17 protein-coding genes are annotated in these 20,268 nt (G+C 46.2%); 12 read left to right on the forward strand and 5 right to left on the reverse strand.

Annotated features, from left to right (window positions below; all coding sequences use genetic code 11):
* Window positions 1–40: 40 nt before the first annotated feature.
* Genes NDI48_20110 through NDI48_20120 form a run of 3 tightly spaced genes read right to left on the reverse strand, consistent with a single transcriptional unit; the run spans window position 41 to window position 5,113 of the window.
* Window positions 41–484: a response regulator gene (locus NDI48_20110; protein MEP0833474.1), complete on the reverse strand. Its 444-nt coding sequence runs from the start codon at window positions 482–484 to the stop codon at window positions 41–43.
* The gene (locus NDI48_20115) at window positions 481–4,869 is read right to left on the reverse strand and encodes a PAS domain S-box protein (GenBank protein MEP0833475.1); all 4,389 of its coding nucleotides are present in this window, start codon (window positions 4,867–4,869) and stop codon (window positions 481–483) included. Before NDI48_20115 ends, NDI48_20110 begins: the two co-directional genes overlap by 4 nt.
* Window positions 4,853–5,113 (reverse strand): hypothetical protein, encoded by a 261-nt coding sequence (locus tag NDI48_20120; protein ID MEP0833476.1) that lies wholly within the window; start codon window positions 5,111–5,113, stop codon window positions 4,853–4,855. The genes NDI48_20115 and NDI48_20120 overlap by 17 nt, the downstream gene beginning before the upstream one ends.
* Window positions 5,114–5,256: 143 nt before the next feature.
* On the opposite strand from NDI48_20120, the gene NDI48_20125 reads away from it, so the two are divergent.
* From NDI48_20125 to NDI48_20150, 6 genes are all read left to right on the forward strand, one after another.
* The gene (locus NDI48_20125; protein ID MEP0833477.1) at window positions 5,257–6,351 is read left to right on the forward strand and encodes an RNA ligase; all 1,095 of its coding nucleotides are present in this window, start codon (window positions 5,257–5,259) and stop codon (window positions 6,349–6,351) included.
* 377 nt (window positions 6,352–6,728) lie between these two features.
* Window positions 6,729–7,997 (forward strand): hypothetical protein, encoded by a 1,269-nt coding sequence (locus NDI48_20130; GenBank protein ID MEP0833478.1) that lies wholly within the window; start codon window positions 6,729–6,731, stop codon window positions 7,995–7,997.
* Between the two features lie 82 nt (window positions 7,998–8,079).
* Window positions 8,080–9,135 carry a hypothetical protein gene (locus NDI48_20135; protein ID MEP0833479.1) on the forward strand — a complete coding sequence of 352 codons (1,056 nt, stop codon included), beginning with the start codon at window positions 8,080–8,082 and terminating at the stop codon, window positions 9,133–9,135.
* A 98-nt stretch (window positions 9,136–9,233) separates the two neighbouring features.
* Window positions 9,234–9,923, forward strand: coding sequence for a tetratricopeptide repeat protein (locus NDI48_20140; protein MEP0833480.1), 690 nt, complete (start codon window positions 9,234–9,236; stop codon window positions 9,921–9,923).
* A 193-nt stretch (window positions 9,924–10,116) separates the two neighbouring features.
* Window positions 10,117–11,403, forward strand: coding sequence for a serpin family protein (locus tag NDI48_20145; GenBank protein ID MEP0833481.1), 1,287 nt, complete (start codon window positions 10,117–10,119; stop codon window positions 11,401–11,403).
* Window positions 11,404–11,418: 15 nt separating this feature from the next.
* Entirely contained in the window at window positions 11,419–12,390 is a 972-nt protein-coding gene (locus tag NDI48_20150) for an HNH endonuclease (GenBank protein ID MEP0833482.1), read from the forward strand.
* Window positions 12,391–12,460: 70 nt separating this feature from the next.
* On the opposite strand, the gene pgeF is transcribed toward NDI48_20150, so the two are convergent.
* Window positions 12,461–13,267, reverse strand: a complete 807-nt coding sequence (gene pgeF, locus NDI48_20155) for a peptidoglycan editing factor PgeF (protein MEP0833483.1) — start codon at window positions 13,265–13,267, stop codon at window positions 12,461–12,463.
* A 138-nt stretch (window positions 13,268–13,405) separates the two neighbouring features.
* Between pgeF and NDI48_20160 the strand changes: the two genes are divergently transcribed.
* Both NDI48_20160 and NDI48_20165 read left to right on the forward strand, forming a co-directional pair.
* Window positions 13,406–14,230 (forward strand): biotin--[acetyl-CoA-carboxylase] ligase, encoded by an 825-nt coding sequence (locus NDI48_20160; protein MEP0833484.1) that lies wholly within the window; start codon window positions 13,406–13,408, stop codon window positions 14,228–14,230.
* A 108-nt stretch (window positions 14,231–14,338) separates the two neighbouring features.
* On the forward strand, window positions 14,339–16,183 hold the full coding sequence (locus NDI48_20165; GenBank protein MEP0833485.1) for a peptidoglycan DD-metalloendopeptidase family protein: 1,845 nt from the start codon (window positions 14,339–14,341) through the stop codon (window positions 16,181–16,183).
* A gap of 97 nt (window positions 16,184–16,280) precedes the next feature.
* Here NDI48_20165 and ribE read toward each other — a convergent pair whose 3' ends face one another.
* Window positions 16,281–16,970, reverse strand: coding sequence for a riboflavin synthase (gene ribE / locus NDI48_20170; protein ID MEP0833486.1), 690 nt, complete (start codon window positions 16,968–16,970; stop codon window positions 16,281–16,283).
* A 265-nt stretch (window positions 16,971–17,235) separates the two neighbouring features.
* On the opposite strand from ribE, the gene NDI48_20175 reads away from it, so the two are divergent.
* From NDI48_20175 to NDI48_20190, 4 genes are all read left to right on the forward strand, one after another.
* On the forward strand, window positions 17,236–17,391 hold the full coding sequence (locus tag NDI48_20175; GenBank protein ID MEP0833487.1) for a hypothetical protein: 156 nt from the start codon (window positions 17,236–17,238) through the stop codon (window positions 17,389–17,391).
* An 11-nt stretch (window positions 17,392–17,402) separates the two neighbouring features.
* On the forward strand, window positions 17,403–17,909 hold the full coding sequence (locus tag NDI48_20180) for a bifunctional nuclease family protein (GenBank protein MEP0833488.1): 507 nt from the start codon (window positions 17,403–17,405) through the stop codon (window positions 17,907–17,909).
* 244 nt (window positions 17,910–18,153) lie between these two features.
* Complete coding sequence (locus tag NDI48_20185; protein ID MEP0833489.1) at window positions 18,154–19,284, forward strand: aldo/keto reductase; 1,131 nt, start codon at window positions 18,154–18,156, stop codon at window positions 19,282–19,284.
* Window positions 19,285–19,540: 256 nt separating this feature from the next.
* On the forward strand, window positions 19,541–20,152 hold the full coding sequence (locus NDI48_20190) for a hypothetical protein (GenBank protein ID MEP0833490.1): 612 nt from the start codon (window positions 19,541–19,543) through the stop codon (window positions 20,150–20,152).
* The last annotated feature ends 116 nt before the right edge of the window (window positions 20,153–20,268 follow it).

Below are 20,268 nucleotides of genomic sequence, written 5' to 3' on the forward strand. Positions count from 1 at the left end.
CCCTTTTATTCTTCCACAGAGGAAAGATCTTAATTCATTCCTATCCGAGTGAACGATTAAAAGAAAGCCAATAGAGTCCAACTACCCGTACCATTTCTAGTAGAGCATCAGGAGCGGGCGGCTTAGTCAAGTAAGAATTCGCTCCCAGTGCGTAGGCACGCTCAATATCAACCGGCTGGTCGGAAGACGTTAGAACCACAACTGGCAGATGTTTGATAGTAGACTCATTCCTCAGCCAGCTAAGCACTTCAAAGCCAGAGCGTCGCGGCAGTTTGAGGTCGAGCAGCATCAACACTGGCAGTGGATAGCGATCGCGGTCTTGATAGGGTTCCTCTCCATTCAGGTAGTAAATTGCTTTTTCTCCATCGGTGACAACCTCTAGAGAACTGTCTAAGTTGGATTTGCGGAATGCCCGTTGAATTCTAAACACATCTCCCGGATCGTCTTCCACCAGCAAAATCGTCGAACTGTAACAACTGTTCATCTCACTCCTTGCAACTCCACCCAAAATCGACTGCCTCTTCCTGGTGTTGACTCTACACCAGTCTGGCCACCCAACCGTTCTGCTCCTTTTCGCACAATGGCTAATCCAATCCCCGTCCCTGGATAAGCCTCCCTGCCATGCAACCGCTCGAAGACGCCAAATATTTGCTCCTGGTATTGTGGTTCAATGCCAATGCCGTTGTCTTCAATCCACAGACGCACCCAGTTGTCCTGCTCTTGAGTCCAAACCCGGATTTGCGGTTGGACTCCCGGAACCACAAACTTCATGCCGTTCGACAGCAGGTTAACAACCATTTGCACCAGGATAGGACGATGCCCCATCACGTTAGGCAAAGGTTCTGTAACGGTGATTTCGGCTTGGCGATCGCGTAACTCTGATTGCAGTTGCGCTTGGGCTTCTGCCACAATCTGTGTCAAACGAACCGACGTAAGCCTGATTTGCTCACGGCTGAGGCGGCTGTATGCCAGCAGATCTTGAACGAGTTCGTTCATGCGATCGGTGCCCTCAAAAATATACTGAATATACTCCTGCGCTGTTTCGTCCAATCGATCGCCATAATCCTCAACTAAGGCTTGAGCAAACCCTTGAATTCCCCGTAGCGGTGCCCGCAGGTCATGAGCCACCGTATAGGAGAACGCTTCTAATTCCTTATTGGCTTCTTGCAGTTGGGCAGTGCGTTCCTCAACCCGCTGTTCTAGCGTGGCGTTGAGTTGTCTGACTTGTGCCTCTGCTTGCTTGCGATCGCTAATATCCAAAAAGGCAGCCACGCAACCTCTAGACTTGCCTGCTTCATCAAACAACGGCGCAGCATATTCCAACAAGGTCACCACTTTGCCATCATCGCGAACGACATCAACCTCCAAATCCAACACCTCAACTCCGTGAGCAACGGCATACTGCATGGGTAGCTCCTCTGGGGATAGTTCTCGACCGTCAGTGTAAACTTTGAAACTGCTTGGCTTTTCCTGATTCGGCGCACTGAGCGAGGCATTTTCTGTCGAGGGAATCCCCAATTGCCTTGCAAAAGCGGGGTTGACGCGAATGTTTTTGCATTCTGGATCGGTAGCAATGCCAATACCAATCGGGATGACTTCCAGCAGCGTTTGAGATTCTGTCAGTTGGCGCTGGAGTTCTCGGTTCAAGTCAAGAATCGCTTCCTCTGCGCGTTTGCGCTCTCGAATGTCACGGGCAACGGTAGCAATACTCAACGGCTGACCGGTTTGGCGATCGCGGTTTACAAAGGCAATCTGATGAACGGGGATTAACTGTCCAGTTTGGAAGTGACGCATCAGTGATTCTCCCTCCCAAAATCCCTGCTCGATCATGGTGTGAAGGATGTTATGTTGCATGTCATCCTCATACTCAGGGGGATGAAAATCCCTTCCCCGCAGGTGGTTCACTGGTGCTGTCGGTTCTAGCCCAACCATTGAGCGACCGGCTAAGTTGAGGTAAATCAACTGCCCATCCAGGTTGGCTGTGCCAATAAAGTCAGGGCTATTTTCGACAATGGAAGCTAATCGATGCTGCTCTTGTTCAACCAACCGCTGCTCTGTCACATCGATCGCCGTCGTAATCACTAGACATCTGCCGTCAGGTAGCTTACCGAGGGGCGCGGAGTAAAAATCCCAGAGGCGCTTTTCACCTGTGCGAGTTGTGAGCGCGTATTCTCCCTCAAAGACACGGTGTTCAAAATGGTATAGGCGCTTAACATCTGCCTGAACCAACGAGCTTTGGCTACCATAAGCTTTTTCCGTCCATTCTGCGATCGTGCGAAGTTCTTCAGGGCGGTATCCAGTAATGTCTGTCCAGGCATGATTCACCTGCACAACCTCTCCGTCCTCAGCATGGAGCATTATGGGCAGGGGCGCATCCAGAATGGCACGTCGGAACCGTTCTTCAGTTTGTCGGAGTGCGGCTTCGGCTTGTTTGCGTTCGGTAATATCAAATATATTGACAATCCGGTACAGCGCATTGCCTTGCTCATCTGTGACTATCGTTACGTCGATAAATACCGGAAACACGGTTCCATCTTTACGGACATGGCTCGACTCATAGGTAAGGTGTCCAGCTTCGTTAAGCTGTTGTATAAAAGCGATAGTCTCTGTATGGCACTCAGACGGATACAAATCCAGGATGGGCTTGCCCAATAATTCCTCGACGGTATAACCATGCATATGAGCAAACGCAGGATTTACCCTGTCGAACATGGTTCCCCTACTAATGGCTAAACCGTGTTCTGCAAATTGAAAAATGTCTTTGTATTTCTGTAAATCTACTTCGGCTTGCTTGCGTTCGGTGATATCGCGATTGACTTCTAAAAATCCGGTTGGTATTCCCTGTTCGTTGCGAATCAACACTTGACGGCTCTCGACGATAATTTGCTGACCCTCTTTGCAAGCGTGGGTCAACTCACCCTGCCAGCGTTCCTGCTGCAAAAGAATTTTGTCGAAATCAACCCATGGCTCTGGAAACTGGGTGTGCAAAAAGCTGTGAGTCACATGACCGATCGCTTCTTCTCGCATCCAGCCATACATCTCTTCTGCACCCCGGTTCCAGTAAGTAATCGCTCCTTGCTCATCCCGGACAATAATTGCCTCGTATGTCAACTCCAGCAGGTCAGCCTGTCTCTGCAAGGTGGTTGCCTGTTGCTCTAGCTGTTGCTCTGCTTGCTTACGAGCCGTCACGTCCCGCGCAACGGAATACAGCAAACCATTTTCAGGACTCGCAACCGATGCCCAGGAAAGCCACTTGTATGACCCATCTTTACAACGGTAGCGATTTTCAAAGTTGACTGCGGGCGTACGACGCGCATGTCTTTCAGCCTCTACACTCGTTCTCGCCCGGTCTTCGGGGTGAACAAAGCTGACAAACGGTTGAGCCATGAGTTCTGCCTGAGTATAGCCAAGGATTCTTTCCCAGGCTGGATTGAGCTGTTTGAAGTAGCCATCGACCCCGGCAATGCACAGCATATCGAGGGAAAGGGTAAAGAAGCGATCGCGCTCCTCTTGCGCCTGTTTTTTCTCCGTATTGTCGAAGAGAATGCCAATAAAGCGCACGGCTTGACCGACCTCATTGTAGAAGAAACGCCCAAACACTCTCAGCCAAACCACCTGACCGTTATCTGCTCGGATAATGCGATGCTCTGGACAAAAGAGTGTTTGTTCGCGTTGGGCGCGTTCCATTGCCTGCATAACTCGCGTCAAGTCATCCGAATGAACCCGACTTCGCCACATCTCTATCGTTGCCTCGCCACTGGCGACAGGTTCATAGCCCATCAATTTGAAATGCTGGGCTGACCATAATAGCTTGTCTGTTTGCAGATCCAAATCCCAAGTCGCCATGCCAGCCCCTTCGATCGCTAGGCTCAAACGTTCTTCGCTTTGCGTAAGGCGATTGTCGGTTTCCCTCAGTTCGGTGGTGCGCTGCCCAATCCTGGCTTCTAGCTCATCATTGGCTTGCTGTAGAGCTTTAACAGCCGATTGCCGTTGCAAATCGATGCGATGCAACTGTTGAGCATTCCAGAGAATCAATCCAGCGAAGATGCTAATGTACAATACAATCAGTATGGACATGCCAAACGCTGGCTGAACTAAACCCATGCGCTCACTCGTAATCCGGAGCCATCCCAAAATCAAGGGAATAGCGATCGCCGCAGGTAGAAGGCGACGAGCAATAACGCCTCCAGCACTGTCTGCCGTCATCACCCGCACTAACCCATGATGCGGATGAGCCAACAAAATACCGACGCTTAACACGACAAAGCAGAGCGCTGTATGTACTGCCATGTGGGTATAAACAATGAAACCAAGAATGGCTTGAACTTGGTAAAGATAAGCAATGAGTACCTGTACTGCACTGAGACTGGTCAAAACAGATAAGACTTCAACCCAACGAATTAGAGCTGTAGTCACCTGTCGTGTCTTTGCTCCACTCAGCCATAAAGCAATACCAATCCAAGTGAAGCACACAGCCGTAAGCGGAGACATCCGACCAGGACTCAACGTGTTAATTGGCTGCGGATCATCGGTAGCCAGCAATTGATCAATGCCAAGATTCCACCCCAAAACGTACTCAACCAGCGTTGCTAAGCAAATCGCAATCACAAAAAGGCTGCATAGCCGTCCCGCTAAACGCTGTTTGGAGGAAGGCTCTATTAACAGAAATAGGGATGTTCCAGACAGAACAAAGCCCAATGCCGTGTTCGCCTTCATGGTGGCTAAACCGGGCAGCACGCTCTTGAGAATGTCAATGTCCAGAATCCAGCCGATCAGTACTAGACAGCCAATGCTAACCACAAAGGCAGCCGCCACTTTAGCAACCCTTTGTAAGGAGGGCATAGTTGAGGGACTAACTAAATGATTCATCACGCCTTCCTGCCTTTGCTGGAAATGCTTTTGAACAGGCTCTACTCGTACCTGTTGGGATAAGTTGAACCTTACCCCGACCTAACAGTTCGAGAAAAGCCGATCGCCCCTTAACGCCATAGCATTGAGCTAATGCATCCAATCCCGCGATCGCTTTTGGGGTCAGACTGATGGAAACCTGTTGCTTTGGCTCCTCAAAATACCGCGCCAGCTTCCCAGACCGATCTCGTTGATAATTCGCCATGACCCCGCTGTTCTCTTGATCGCCTTATATATATAAGGTTAAGAAACTCTACTTGAAAGGCATCTCCCATTGGGCTTGAACAGAATGCTCAACTCTGACGGTCAATCGAGAAACGCTATATATTAACAAAAAATTATTAATTCATGAATATGGGAAAAGGTAACAGCACTGACTGGACGTATGTGAGTTATGAAAAAATATCAGAAAATTTGAATAAATGGCATCTTACAGAATCCGATTATCGAGTCTTCAAAAAAAACAATTGGGTCGTAACCGAAAAAATCCATGGCGCTAATTTTGGCATAGTCACCGATGGCTCAGAGGTTCGTTTTGCCAAACGAAAAGAATTTTTACAGCCAGAAGAAGATTTCTTTGATTATAAATCTTTGAAAGCTCAATTAGTTGAGCAAGCCAAGAAAATATTCAATATTTTGCAAGCAGAACGAAATGACTTACTAAAACTGTTTATATACGGTGAATTATTTGGGGGAGAATATCCTCATCCAGAGGTTCCTTCTATTCCTCATATCCAGGCCGTTCAAACAGGTATTTTTTACTGTCCGACAATCGAATACTGTGCCTTTGATATGGCGGTTGAAAGGATCGGTAATGGGTTAACACGAGATTACCTAAATTATGACAAAGCGCTAAGCCTATTTCAGCAAGTCGGCATGATCGGCGCTGAACCATTATTCATCGGTAAATATGAGGACGCCTTGGCATATAGTCCAGAATTTGATTCTACTATCCCGGCTTTATTAAATTTACCGAAGTTGTCGTTCAGAAATCCGGCAGAAGGGATTGTGATTAAACCCGTTAAGTTAATTCATGTAGAAACTCCTAAGGGGAAAGTTAGACCGATTTTGAAGATAAAGATTCCAGAATTTGCTGAAGATAGGCGATTTCATCAGGCAACAAAATGGAATTCTCAAAAATTTAGTCCTCTTCCAACTCCAACTCAAGGATTGAGTATTGAAGAGGAGTTGAGTCAGGAAATGCTAGCGCTAGTTACAAAAAAACGATTAAGTAATGTTATCTCGAAAATTGGGAGAGTATCAGGAAGCGATGAAGGAAGAAAGCCGCAAATTGTTCAATTATTGATGCAGGATATTTTAGAACTATTTAATGAAGAGTGGGAAAGCATTTTCAGTGCTTTATCGGGTGAGAGTCAGCAAATTCTGATGGAACAGTTGCATCAGGAATCTCAGAAGTTGGTTGAGGTTTACTTGAGTCAGTAGATGCGATCGCGCTGCCACTCCTCTTGAAGAATCACGCTTTGGCTTTGTGATGTTGGGATGCGATCGCCACCAGCGCTACTTTGTCAACAAAACTTGACTGACATCTTGCACTATTCTCAACAAGACCTGAAAAATCGGGTTTCTCAACGAATAATCAAGGTTTGCAGGTTGCAACAATCGCAATAAACCCAGTTTTTAGCGCTAGTGCAAGATATGAGTTGACATACCTAGATGGAGAGTCCATTATTCCCTGCCAGGGGGTTATTACTGAACTCTCCAGTGAGCTCATGCCGACAATTTGAGTAATTTTATAGAGGAAATAGCCAGCTATATAGAGAAGAATTTGGACAACACCTGAAAAAAATAGACGAAACAAGATGAAGGTTAGTACTGACGATCAGAATCAGGAAGGTATACCCACCGACTCGATAGGGAAGGATGAACAGGATAGTATAGGCGGAATCACGGTATCGTCTCAGCTACCTGAGAACACTAACCAGCAGCAATCTGCTGACAAACAAAGCACTGATGTTGAGCAAATATCTCGGCCACAGGAAACTAACGCCAAAGCTACCTATGGCGAGAAAACAGATAGAATCCAAGCCTGGGTTCAATTTATCAGAACACTAGCCCCTTTTATCTGGGCGAGCGTGATTCTGGTTGTGATTATTCCCCTTGTCGGTCAACTATTTATAGCCAAAGCCTTTTCAACTAAAAGTATTACTACAGAGACTAAGCACCCGGTAGAAGTCGTTGAACAGCGTCAAGTTGACTGGAGCAAAGTTAATGAAGCCATGAAACTGTCGCTTGATAATGCCTATAACAGTGCCGAGGATTATGCCTCTAAAGAACTCGATCTCTGGGTTGATGAATTAATGGGTAGAGTTGATAGTAGCTTTTTAGATTGGTATTTCGGCTACTTCAATCAGAAGCAGATCGAGTACAAGAGTCTTTTTGTTCAACTCACATCAGGTGCGAGTCGTTTATTAAATCCCAATAATCCAACCCCAGCCGAAAAAGTTGCTGAAGTCATTACTGAAGATTTTCAGAAAGAATTTGCTAAACGGGTACTCCTACCACAAACGTCCCAACTCAGACTAGAACGCATAACCCAACAAGCTGTTAAGCACTACCTCGATGAGTTAAAGGAGAACATCAACAGTATTCCAGTACGTTACAACCTACCCCAGGCAGATTGGGAGCGCTATCTCAATGAGATTGCCATCACCATTAATGATACTGAAGGTAAAATCTCGAATCTTTCTTTGAAGGTGTTGGCTGGTGGTGGTAGCTATTTAGCTCTAAAACCTTTAGTTGCTCCGCTTGTCTTAAAAGTTGGTAGTAAGGTTGTTACTAAACTGGCTAGTAAGGCTGGCGCAAAAGTTGCTACAAAGACGGGTGCAGTTCTGGCTGGTAAGTTAGGGGCAGCGATTTTAGATTCTACGGTTGGTGTGGGCATCATTCTTTGGGATGTCTGGGACACTAACCACACAGCTCATGTGGAAAAGCCAATTTTGCATGACAATCTTGCCGCTTACTTGCAAGAAGTAAAATTTTCCCTTCTCAACAACCGTGAGAACGGAATTATGACCGTAATTGACCAAATACAAAATAAGATTGTGCCAAATCTCAATAAGTTCATGTAATTAAGAGATTGATGGGGAGATACCCGATTAACACTCTCCCCATTCCCTTATCGATCATCAAATTAGTGACAAGGAAAATAACATGTTTCACCGTCGATTATTTAAGCTGCTTGTCTGTCTAACTCTTAGCCTTCTCTTAACTTTAACTGGACTGGTTCCAGCTCTTGGAAAAATTTATCCAGCTTATGCCGTTGATGTACTAAAAACACCTAGAGGGAATGTAACTGCTTTCGCGAGTACTAATGAATCAACCGACTGGTATCAAATTGACAAAGAGCTGATAGATGCAGTCAGAAGATCACATGATAGTACGGAAGAGTTTGCGGCTTATGAATTAGATGATTGGCTCAATAAATTAATGGTTAAGGTAGATCATAAATTTCTAAATTGGTACTTTAGCTATTTTAATCAGAAAGCGATGGAATTTGGCATTCCTTTCGCTTGGTTAGCATTTAAAGCAGACTTCCTGAACTTATTAAAGAAAGAAGATGAAACACATATAAATGCAAATCAAATTTTACAAAGAAGAATGATTAATGATTTGCAAAATAAATTTAGTGAACTCGTATTAAGCCCAGAAGAAGCCCAAACATCTTTATCAAGATTAACAGAAAGGGTTGCCCGTAATTATGCTTCAGGGCTAGGTATGCAGTTAGCTACAATCAAAAACTCCTACAAAATTCCAGATAGAGAGTGGGAAAGATATTTAAATACTCTTGCCAGCCTAGTCTATGACACTGGGGCTAGTAACTATAGTTTGTCACCAGAAAGTATAACAAGTAATCTAGCAACTAAATCAATAATTGTTGGTACAGCAGGCATAGGTGGTAAATTAGCTCTAAATTTTGCTGCTAAAGCGGCTGCCAAGATAGCGGCGAAAGCTGGAGGTGCAATAGCGACTAAGGTGGCTGCTCAACTTATAGATCCCGTTTTGGCAGTAGGAATTTTGATTTGGGATACATGGGATTACAACAACATGGTTAATGCATCTCGACCCGTACTCCGTCAAAATATTCTGGAACACTTAAATGAAGTAAAGCTATCAATTCTTGATTCACCTGAGAACAGTATCATGGCATCCATTGAAGATGTGGAACGCAAAATAATCACTGCATTGGAATCTAGCCCAACTTCTTAAATAAAATGTGTAAGTTTTAAGAATAGGAATAACGGCACTATTGGTCGAAGAAAGAATCCTCAAAAATGTCTAAAGTTAACCAAGTAATTGAATCGCTTATGTCTAAAATTAAGCAGGTAATTCAAGGGATTGAGCGCTGGGCTAATCTGATTGGACTTATCATCGCTGTGATTGCGCTGATTTATACTATCCTTCCCTATTACAATGGCTCAGTCAATGTTACGAATTTTGATGGCTCAGTCAAAGTTACAAATTTTCAAGAGGCTAACCTCTGTAACGGATACCTGGTTAACGATCCCTTATCTGACGTGCTGACGAACACTAGTCTCAGCGACAAGGAAAAAGACTATCTGGAAAGCAAAATCAACTGCTATCGCGATCAAATACAGAAGAACCGCAACGATGCAGGATTATACACGAATATAGGCGAAGCTGAGCGACGATTAGGCAATTTGGAAGCTGCTCGTAAAGCTCATCAAAAAGCCTTGGAGTTAAAACCAGACTTGCCAGAAGCAAGAATAGGGTTGGCACTGGTAGAGCAAGACATGGAAAATACGGTAGCTGCTAACCAAGCGATTCAAGGAGTGTTAGCTGTACATCCTAGGAATGCAATCGCTCATTTCTACCAAGGTACGATTCTTTATGCTCAAAACCAGTTGAAGGATGCAACAGTAGCGTGGCAAAAGGCGAAAGAATTAGATCCAAAGCTGCCTAAGCTCGTCAGCAGTTGGAAATTGCCTAATATGAAACATGTACTAGGCTGGCAAAAGAACGAGCCAAGTGTTTAGCCTAATTGCTAAGAAATTTTTTCTTACCTCGTTATAATTCCTTACCTACCTCTACTCCTCCGGATTGAGGGAAAAATAAAAGAAACAGGATTAAACTAACTAGATTAGTTGCCAAAACTGTAACCACTGGAACACCTCTCACTGAAACAGGTCATCTTAAAAGAGGAAATGCATCAGCAAGTGAGGTAGTGGGATGAATCGACAAAAACTCAATCGAGTGGGTGCTATTGTGGCAGCAGGGATTGTTCTCTCAGGACTAGTGGGAGGGTTGATGGCGCAGAAAATCGACGCTCTTGACTCCCACCCTAACTCCCAAAAACCTGAGAATTCACGTTTAATGGCACAATCGCCCAATCGACCCGTGGATTCAAAGCTTGTTGATGCGAATACAAAATTTGGTTTCAAGCTGTTCCAAGAGGTTCTTAAAGAGGACAGCAACAAGAATGTTTTTGTCTCGCCTACCAGTATAGCGATCGCACTTTCCATGACTTACAACGGGGCGAGTGGCGAAACGCAACAAGGAATGGCAAAAGCGCTGGAACTCCAAGGCATAAGCTTACAAGACATCAACCAGGCGAATGAAACTTTAAAATCCTCCTTAGAAAAAGCTGATCCTGATGTTCAGCTATCCATTGCCAACTCCCTCTGGGCTAAGCAAGGCACCCCATTCAAGCCGGAATTTATACAAAGAAATCAACAATTTTATAAGGCCAAAGTAACTGAACTAAACTTTGCGAGTCCTGACGCCGCTAAAACTATAAACGGTTGGGTTCAAGAAAATACTCGTGGAAAAATAGATCAAATTGTTAATCAAATTCAACCCGAAGATGTTCTCTTTTTAATTAACGCTGTTTATTTCAAAGGGAACTGGACAAAGCAGTTCGATAAAAGTCAAACCGCTGAACGCCCATTCTATCTGTCGAATGGTAGCCAGAAGCAACATCCCATGATGTCTCAGTCCGGTAAGTATCGATATTATGAAAATGACTCTTTCCAGGCGGTGAGTCTACCTTACGGGAAAGGGCGTCTGAGTTTGTATGTTTTCCTGCCCAAAAAAGATACCAATTTAGTCGCTTTTCAACAGCAACTCTCTCTCGAAAACTGGCAACTATGGATGAACCAATTCCAAATGCGGTCTGGTTCACTTCAGTTGCCTCGCTTCAAATTTGACTACAATATTCAACTCAACAGCGCCCTAAAAGCCCTGGGGATGGAGTCGGCTTTCAATACTGGAGCCAATTTTTCAAATATGACTTCAGCTTCAGTTGCCATTGATCAAGTCAGGCACAAAACCTTCGTAGAAGTGAATGAAGAAGGCACAGAAGCCGCTGCGGCAACCTCTGTGGGTGTAATGCTAACCTCAGCCCAAATGCCAACAGAACCCTTCCAAATGGTGGTTGACCGCCCCTTCTTCTGTGCGATTCGGGATAATCAAACAGGAACGCTTCTATTCATGGGTTCCATCAAAGAACCGAAGTAAAAAGATTATCTAACAATGAAATCCATGAAATTTTGGGTAGGGGGAACTGATAATGATTGGTTTCAATTTTTATCAAAAAAATTGCCAGATGAAGTAAATTTTTGGCAACCAAGTGGAGAACCACCATTCACAACAGCAGTTGAACCAGGAGCGCCTTTCCTATTTAAATTGAAGCGTCCCTACCATGACATCGCAGATGGAGGAATCTTTGTTAAGCATACAAATCTTCCCGTTTCACTTGCATGGGAAATTTTTGGAGAGAAAAATGGCACATCTAGTTATGGAGAGTTATTGGATAAAATTTTAAGCTATACAAAAAATAAAGGTCAAACTCAAATAGATCCCTCCATTACCTGTGTTGTAGTCACCCAGCCATTCTTTTTTAACCAAAATGATTGGATTCCAGCCCCAGAGAATTTGAGTCGTTCCGTAGTTAGGGGGAAGAAGTATGGTACTGATGAACCAATAGGAGCAAGATTGTGGGCAGATGTGCAAGCACAATTAAATGGAGTTTCCCCAGATATAAGCGAGATAGAATCTACTTCAGTCTCTGAAGAGGGTGGACGTTATGGTTCTCCATACCTGCGGGCTAATCGTTTAGGTCAAGGTGCTTTTCAAGTTATTGTAAGGGATGCCTACAATAGACAATGTGCAATCACTGGAGAACCTCTACTCCATGTATTAGATGCAGCTCATATCAAACCCTATTCTGAATCAGGGCCACATACCGTTAATAATGGTCTTTTACTAAGGGTAGATTGGCATAGGCTATTTGATAGGTTTTTCATCACAATTAAGGAATCTAAAAATAAAGACTTTCGGATAGAAGTTAGTAAGCGTATTAGAGAAGACTGTGAGAATGGTGGATATTATTATGGGTTTCATAGAGAACCTTTAAAAGTGTTACCTTCTCAAACTGAAGATTTACCTGCCAAAGAGTACCTTGAATGGCACAATAATAACTTTGATTGTAGAGAGTACCACTAAATTAAAAATTTAGTAGGGGCTTCCGTCTTTCATTACGAATTACGAATTAGTAATTATTTGATTACACTATTTAGTTGGGTGTCTTGCTAACAATCCCCGACCACTGAACTTTTTTGAGCTTATCCCGGCGATAGGAAAAGAAATGTTCAGGTTCCTGATAAGTGCAGTAAGGCGCGATCGCAACTTGCTCAGAAGGGATACCCAATTGTTCTAGCTGCATCGCATTCACCCGCCGCACATCTAAGCGCACTCGTCCCGGATGCGCGTCTTCGAGTATCGGGGAGTCGGGTAGCTGCTGCAAGAAATCAAGAATAGCATCTGGAGATTCTGCTTTATCTTGTGGTATAATGCTTGCCCCTACTTCAGCCGCAACCGTCTCGGATACCTGATACACCTCACCCGCGATCGCAGGCCCCATGGCAATCCGCAAATCTTCCAAGCGGCTACCGGAGTCCATAAGTCGTGCGATCGCATTGGGTACGATTCGAGTCGCCGTACCCCGCCAACCCGCATGTACGGCAGCAACCTGTCCGGTTTTTTCATCCGCAATCAACACAGGCGTACAATCTGCCGTACAAACCCACACGGCCTGCTGAGGTTGCTCTGTGAGGATACCATCAGCCGAGGGTCGTTCCGGCTCCTCTTGAGCGTCGTTGTTTACAGAAACCGCGCTTTCAATCTCAGAAGGCGTCAGTACTGTGTTGCCATGCACCTGTTTAACGCGATAAACCTGAGCTTCAGGCCGGAGGACGCTCACCATTTCCGACGGCAAACGGGGCGAAAAGGCTGAAGTGAAAAAGCCATGTTCCCAGTCTTGCAGAAGGCTACAGGTCAGATAAGGCATGTCTTCCCAGGTTTGCCAGTACCAAGTATGCATCACAGTTTTTTGAATAATTGTTTCAATCACGCTCGATGACCCTGTAGAAAAGCTGCCCTAAAATCTAAAATCAGGATTTCTTTAAATTCTGATTGATCTATGCTAACGTAGGCAACAATTTCCTTTGTTCCCGTAATAATGGGATTTAACCAGCAACAGTATAAGATAGCTCTCGAAGAAGTGGGGGAACGGCTATCTGTGGGGAGCAACGTCCCAGGAATTGGGGAACCCCAAGAGCTGTCCCTCCATCTATTTGCAATGCTCCCTTCCACCAACCAAACCTTGTGGGACTTACTCAACCAGGGTGCAAGCCATGGAACCGTTGTGATTGCTGCTCAACAAACAGCAGGACGGGGCCAGTGGGGGCGTCAATGGGAATCAACATTGGGTGGACTATACTTATCCGTGGCCTTAACGCCCCAACTTCAGGCATCCAATAGTGCTCAGCTAACCATGTCGAGTGCATGGGGAATTGCTACGGCCTTAAGGAGTTACGATATTCCAGTCGCCCTCAAGTGGCCGAATGATTTACTACTTTTGGGGCGAAAGTTAGGGGGTATTCTCACCGAAACCCGTGTGCATCAGGGTGAAATTACCAAAGCCGTCGTTGGTGTCGGGATTAACTGGAGCAATCGTGTCCCTGAATGGGGTATCACTCTGCAATCCTTTTATGAAACACACTTAAGCACAAGGGTTACTTCCTTAGAAGTGTTAGCCGCCATTGTGATCCAAGGACTCAGATTGGGATACCAACGCTGGTTAGAGCAAGGAATAGAAAGCTTGCTACCATCTTATCTGGAGTTCCTACAGATTCAAGGACGCCAAGTGATTGTTGATGGCAATCCCGGCATAATTACGGGGGTAACCCCCATAGGGGACCTACGCATCTGCTTAAACTCAGCGACAGCCCCTACAGAAATTTGCCTCAAGCCCGGTACAATCAGTCTTGGTTATCGCTGGTAATTCTTAAAGGGTGAATCACCAGAGCCAATTCGTATTGATCAGCACATTGATTGACTGAAATTCTTTATTCTTCCAAATAAATTAAAATTGATGAGGAGTGAGTCGGAAATGACAAAAAAAACTGCATCTGGGTCTGGTTGCACCCTTTTAAGCGTCTTCTATCGGTCTCCTCGACTGATGCTGGGGCTAAGTTTATTGAGTGGGTTCAGTATCCTCAGCAGCGGCTTTGTTATCGCCCAGACAGATTCATTGGTCGATACGGGAACGGCACCCCCCTCGACCTCTGTCAAAGCGGCACCCGCACCGGCACCAGAACCCCCAGCCAGCCGCAAGCCCGTGGTGACCACGATTATCGTGCCAGAGACCCCAGCACCCAGAGCCAATCGGGAACATGTAGCCCCAGCTAAACCCCCCGCACCGGTGGCTGCAAAAAAACCAGTTTCTCCATCACGAACATCAGAGACAGCCACCCGGAAACCTTCAAGCCAACGAGGAACGCCAGAAACAGCATTTAAAAAACCTTCAAGCCAACGGCGAACACCAGAAACAGCATTTAAAAAACCTTCAAGCCAACGGCGAACACCAGAAACAGCATTTAAAAAACCCTCTAGCCAACGACAAACACCAGAAACAGCGCTGAGGAAGCCTCCTACCCTACGACGCACCGCTGAGGCCCTAGGCCCCATCATTGCCGTTCGGAAAAAACCCATCTTGGCTGCTCCCGATCTGTCTATACCCGACACTGAAACGGTAGCGAAGCCTCCTAAGTTGTATCTCAGCCCAGATCGAATCCCAGAGAGCGCACAAGTTCCCAATTTGCCGACAAATCGCTACATTGACCGCACTGACTACAATATTGGTGCAAGTCATGGGGATAAGAAACCGCCCTCTGTCGTCCTGAGTGACCGCTCAACCGGTTGTAGAACGGTGTCGCAAAATGGACGACTTTTGAGTGGAAGCTGTAGGGTTGCTGTGCCTAATCAACCAACAGCGATGCGACAAACGGCGAGGAGAGACATCACGAGAGACATCACGAGAGACATCACGAATAAACAATCACCCAACCGAGCAATCGCTAACCGACAAACGGATAACGTCAGAATTATCATTCACGAACCACGGCTAGCTAAAGTAACCACTCAGGCACTCCAACTGGCTAGACTAACCACTCAAGACGCTGAACTCAATGAAGTAACGACTCAAGAACCTCAGTTGGTTGGAGTAAAAAGACTACCAGCGCCAGCCGTTGCATCGACCAAGTCAGTTAACCCTCGTTCAGCGCGATTGAGGCTCAGAGGTATTCGTCGCCCTCGGCAGAAGACCTACTCCGCGTATTCTCCCCGACCCGTCGATTTATTGCCGGCTTCGTCCTTCTCTTTCCCTGAAGCTTCAGGGGAAGCTTTGACTTCACCAGGGGGTCAGTCTTACTACAATGTGACCAGCCGACCCGCAGGGCGTCCCAATGTCGGCAACGCTAATTTCATGTTCCCTCTAGCGATTCCTAACGCCATCACTTCCCTATTTGGTTGGCGGATTCATCCAATTGCAGGTGATTACCGCTTCCACGCGGGTACTGATATTGGCGCACCCGAAGGGACACCCGTACTCGCGGCGGTTGCGGGTCAGGTGATTACGGCTGACTTCATGGGCGGCTATGGTCTGACGGTGGTTGTGCAGCATCAGGACGGCAATAACTTAAGCCTCTACGGTCACCTTTCCGAAATCTTTGTCCAACCCGGTGAGCAGGTGGAACAGGGCAATGTGATTGGACGGGTTGGCACGACGGGTTATTCTACCGGGCCTCACCTGCACTTTGAATGGCGACATCTGACTCCCAATGGCTGGGTGGCGTTGGATGCAAGACCCAATATTGAATATGCTTTGGGTCAATTTATCAAATCGCTACAAGTCGCGCAGGCTACGCCGGAGTCAGTCCCGCAACGCGGTTTTTAAGCAGTCGCCTATTTAACTTGCCAGTTAGTCTTGAGCAGATTTCTGTGGGACGGGCATCTTGCCTGTCCCACGGTTGTTTGTCCAAACTCTCACCCTTTCAAAGATACCCATGTTCTGCCAGAAAGGCGGGTGTAATGTCCTCTTGTCGGTTCGTTCCGCCTACGCGATGACCTAGCAGCTTATCTACATACTTGCCGAGGATATCACTCTCTAGATTGACCCAGCCGCCAATCTGTAGATGGCTGAGGTTGGTTTGGGCATAGGTATGAGGAATTACCGCTGCTTTGAACCAGCTCCCTTGAGGGTCACAATCAGCAATAGTCAGGCTGACGCCATTGACGGCGATGCTCCCCTTTGGGACAAGATAGCGGGCAATTTGATGCTGCCACTGGTTGCTTAAAGTGGAGGGGGCTGTAAAACACATCTCCCAGGAATTGGGCGTTTGTACCGATTCCTGCAAGCAACCCACTCCGTCAATGTGCCCTGTGACAAAGTGCCCACCTAACTTACTACCCACTCGCATTGATGTTTCTAAATTGACATAGGCAGCAGCATACTGTTGTTGTCCTAGGGTTGTGCGGTAAAGGGTTTCATCTGAAGCCGTTGCCACAAAACCATGAGGTAAAATCTCCTCGACGGTTAGACAAATTCCATCCACGGCAACGCTGTCACCGAGCGCTAAATCCTGTAAGATAACCTCCGAGGCGTCAGTGCGACAGGACACATCGAAGCGATCGCCACCCAGCGATCGAAGGGTTCCAAGGGCTTGAATTAATCCTGTAAACACTGTTTTTGTTGAACTCCTCCTAATGTGTGCGCTGCCACGGCTGGACGGAAAGTGAGGGAACTGCGGATTACCGAACTCAAAGGAGATAATCACACAGAGGATAGACTCTTTCAAATTTTCCCGTTTTCATCTCCTCGAAGAGTCTCCCAAGTCTTCACCCATTCCCAATCCTCTTGAAGGCCAACTCTCCAGCACACTGTATATTTTTTTCGGGAAATCCCAAAGCAATCGTCCTGAGACTGGGGCATACTTGGAGAATACCACCTTGTTGATCCCGATTAAATTAGGTTCTCAAGGGCTGATTTTACGGTTGACAGGTCAAGCGATCGGAACAAAACTAGTCGTGTTTGTTCCAGTTGTTTGCCGTAGAGTGCTAGTTTATCGCTCTGCTTTGATGCCCGTGATGCTGACCGTGTTATAGAGGCTAAGCCGATGATTGAAATGAGAGTTGCTGGAATTGCAATAGATGCCATTACCAAAAGTCCGATTGTAATGCTTAAGGATTCCTCGGACAGACGGGCCTTGCCCATTTACATTGGGCAAGATCAAGCAAAAGCAATTATCAGCGCTTTGGAAAAACAAGCACCCCCCCGGCCTCTCACCCATGACCTCATCGTCAATGTGCTAGAAGGATGGAACATGAAACTGGAGAAGGTGATCATTCACTCCCTCCAGGACAATACTTTCTATGCCATTTTGTGCGTGAGCCAGGGAGAAGCCAAGAAAGAAATCGATGCTCGTCCCAGTGATGCGATCGCGATCGCTCTCCGAACGGGTAGTCCGATATGGGTGATGGAAGAAGTAGTTGCCGATGCTTCTATTCCAGTTGACCGAGACGCCGACGAAGAAGAACGACGCGCCTTTCGGGAGTTTGTCGCCAACATTCGACCCGAAGATTTTACCCAGCGCCGGGGATTTAAAACCGGCCCAGATTCCTAGCTTGGCTTTCAAGTGTTCGGTCAGCCAAAGGACTGGGTTGGAAGGTTGGAACGTTGAAGGTTGGAATCTTGAAGGTTGGAAGTTATCACCTTAACCGACTAACCTGTAACCTGCAAGCCTTGCTAACCGATTAACTAACCTCCAACTTGCCAATGTTCAACCCAGACCCCTTTTTGATCAGGTTGAATTCAGGGGCTTGAAATCAGTAAGCTGAAGGCTGATAGCGGGAAGCTTATATCTAAAAATGCATTATCGACGGTTTGGGAAAACGAATCTACTCCTTTCAGTGTTTTCCCTAGGAACCATGCGCTGTTTGTCCTCTGAGTTAGAGGCTCGTAAAACGATACAGCACGCGATCGCTGTAGGGATTAACCACCTGGAAACTGCTAGGGGTTACGGCAAGAGCGAACAGTATCTGGGAAACATTATCAAAACTGAAGTTGATGTACCGCGTGATCAGCTATACATCACAACAAAGTTGCCCCCCACACCAGATGCGGACTTGATGCGTCAGTGGCTCGATGAGTCTTTAGATCGCCTCCAACTCGACTATTTAGACTGTTTGGCTATTCATGGCATCAATACCTGGGAGCATCTGGCCTGGGTGGAGTCCGAAACAGGATGTATGTCGGTGATCGGCGAAGCGGTAGCACAAGGTCGAGTAAGGCATGTGGGCTTTTCCACTCACGCCCCATTGGAGATCATTTTAGCGACCATTAACACCGATTTATTTGAATTTGTTAACCTTCATTACTATTACTTCTTCCAACGCCATGCCCCCGCCATTGAGTTAGCTCACAATAAAGATATGGGCATCTTTATTATCTCCCCATCTGACAAAGGAGGACGCCTGTACACTCCACCGCCCAAGCTTGAACAGTTGTGCCATCCCTTCTCACCCTTAGATCTGAATTATAGATTTTTATTAGGCGATCGCCGCATTACCACCTTGAGTGTGGGGCCAGCTAACCCCGATGAACTAACTGCACCGCTGAGGGTTGCCAACCAAGATGAACCCCTCACACCAATAGAAATTGAAGCTTTTTTACGTCTGGAAACTCAAGCGAAGAATGCCTTAGAAACTGACCATTGTCACCAGTGCTACGCTTGCCTTCCTTGCCCAGAAAACATTCACATTCCAGAAGTTTTACGCTTACGGAATTTGGCTGTGGCTTACGATATGACTGACTTCAGTCAATATCGCTATCAAATGTTTGAAAACGCCGGTCACTGGTTTGCTGGAGTCAAAGGTAATCATTGTACCGGTTGCGGTGACTGCCTGCCCCGCTGCCCCCATGAGTTGGATATCCCAGCGCTGCTGTCGGATAGCCATCTACGCCTTAATGGGCTACCTCGGCGTCGGCTGTGGGAATAGTGGCAGTGGGGCTGGAGATGAGAGTGAAGGATGGGAGACGGGGAATGTGGGAGTGGTTTCTCTCATTAAATAACGGATGAGAGCGCATCCGTGGAGCGCTCTTAAGCAAACAGCAATCTTTGTTATAGTGATGGCAATCGCCGAGAACCCGCTGCTTTTAAGAGAAAATCAAGATGCTAGGTCGTTACCGAGTAATTGCACGGACTCGAATAGACTGTCGGTAACACAATAAGGACTATCCATTAGAGAGAACAACATGAGGGACATTACTCAAGAAGAAATGCGAGATCGAATGGGGAATATAGACCTCATTCGTGATATAATATTCGGTCCAAAGCTTCAAGAATATGACAGTCGCATTGATAAATTAGAATCTAACTTATCTTTGCTAGAGAAGGAAACGCACGATCGCATTGAGCAAGTCAAAACGGACTGTTTGACAGAACTGCGGTCATCCGTTGATGCTCTAGAGCAAAAAATCAAGTCTCTTAGCCTCACCTTTCAGAAAGATCATGCAGATATTCGACAACTCATCGATCGCACCTACCAAAATTTTTCCGGAAGTCTGGAATCGATTGATAAAACGCTAGTCAGCCAGACAACATCGATTCGCAAAGAACTCTCAGAAACCAGAGAAAAGCTGCAAGACGATACCCGAAATCTCAAGTCTCAAATTTTTGATGAGCTGGAAAAGCGCTTCTCGTTGCTTACCAACGCTAAGGTTTCCAGAAATGATATGGCAGACATTCTATTTGAGTTGGGCTTAAGGCTAAAAGGCACTGACTTGGCTAAAGAGCTTAAAGAAGCGAATAACAACAATGAGTCGAATGATGTTCTCTTCATAGAAGCCAGCAAAGTTTCAGAGTGAACTCAACTACCAAGTAGCCCTAAGGGGTAGAGTTGCTTGAGCGAATTTCTGGAGTTTAGAAAATTTTAGGCTCCAGGAGGATTTTCATCGGGTGACATCTACCCGCCTAAGTGAAG

The sequence above is a fragment of the Microcoleus sp. AS-A8 genome, from assembly GCA_039962225.1.
Lineage (GTDB): Bacteria > Cyanobacteriota > Cyanobacteriia > Cyanobacteriales > Coleofasciculaceae > Allocoleopsis.

What these genes read in the sequence shown, in the direction of transcription:
- NDI48_20145 (MEP0833481.1), top strand. Translation starts at nt 10,117, where the DNA reads ATGAATCGACAAAAACTCAATCGAGTGGGTGCTATTGTGGCAGCAGGG.
- NDI48_20115 (MEP0833475.1), bottom strand. Translation starts at nt 4,869, where the DNA reads ATGAATCATTTAGTTAGTCCCTCAACTATGCCCTCCTTACAAAGGGTT.
- NDI48_20165 (MEP0833485.1), top strand. Translation starts at nt 14,339, where the DNA reads ATGACAAAAAAAACTGCATCTGGGTCTGGTTGCACCCTTTTAAGCGTC.
- NDI48_20125 (MEP0833477.1), top strand. Translation starts at nt 5,257, where the DNA reads ATGAATATGGGAAAAGGTAACAGCACTGACTGGACGTATGTGAGTTAT.
- NDI48_20190 (MEP0833490.1), top strand. Translation starts at nt 19,541, where the DNA reads ATGAGGGACATTACTCAAGAAGAAATGCGAGATCGAATGGGGAATATA.
- NDI48_20130 (MEP0833478.1), top strand. Translation starts at nt 6,729, where the DNA reads ATGAAGGTTAGTACTGACGATCAGAATCAGGAAGGTATACCCACCGAC.
- NDI48_20135 (MEP0833479.1), top strand. Translation starts at nt 8,080, where the DNA reads ATGTTTCACCGTCGATTATTTAAGCTGCTTGTCTGTCTAACTCTTAGC.
- NDI48_20160 (MEP0833484.1), top strand. Translation starts at nt 13,406, where the DNA reads ATGGGATTTAACCAGCAACAGTATAAGATAGCTCTCGAAGAAGTGGGG.
- pgeF (MEP0833483.1), bottom strand. Translation starts at nt 13,267, where the DNA reads ATGCATACTTGGTACTGGCAAACCTGGGAAGACATGCCTTATCTGACC.
- NDI48_20185 (MEP0833489.1), top strand. Translation starts at nt 18,154, where the DNA reads ATGCATTATCGACGGTTTGGGAAAACGAATCTACTCCTTTCAGTGTTT.
- NDI48_20150 (MEP0833482.1), top strand. Translation starts at nt 11,419, where the DNA reads ATGAAATCCATGAAATTTTGGGTAGGGGGAACTGATAATGATTGGTTT.
- NDI48_20120 (MEP0833476.1), bottom strand. Translation starts at nt 5,113, where the DNA reads ATGGCGAATTATCAACGAGATCGGTCTGGGAAGCTGGCGCGGTATTTT.
- NDI48_20110 (MEP0833474.1), bottom strand. Translation starts at nt 484, where the DNA reads ATGAACAGTTGTTACAGTTCGACGATTTTGCTGGTGGAAGACGATCCG.
- NDI48_20180 (MEP0833488.1), top strand. Translation starts at nt 17,403, where the DNA reads ATGATTGAAATGAGAGTTGCTGGAATTGCAATAGATGCCATTACCAAA.
- NDI48_20140 (MEP0833480.1), top strand. Translation starts at nt 9,234, where the DNA reads ATGTCTAAAATTAAGCAGGTAATTCAAGGGATTGAGCGCTGGGCTAAT.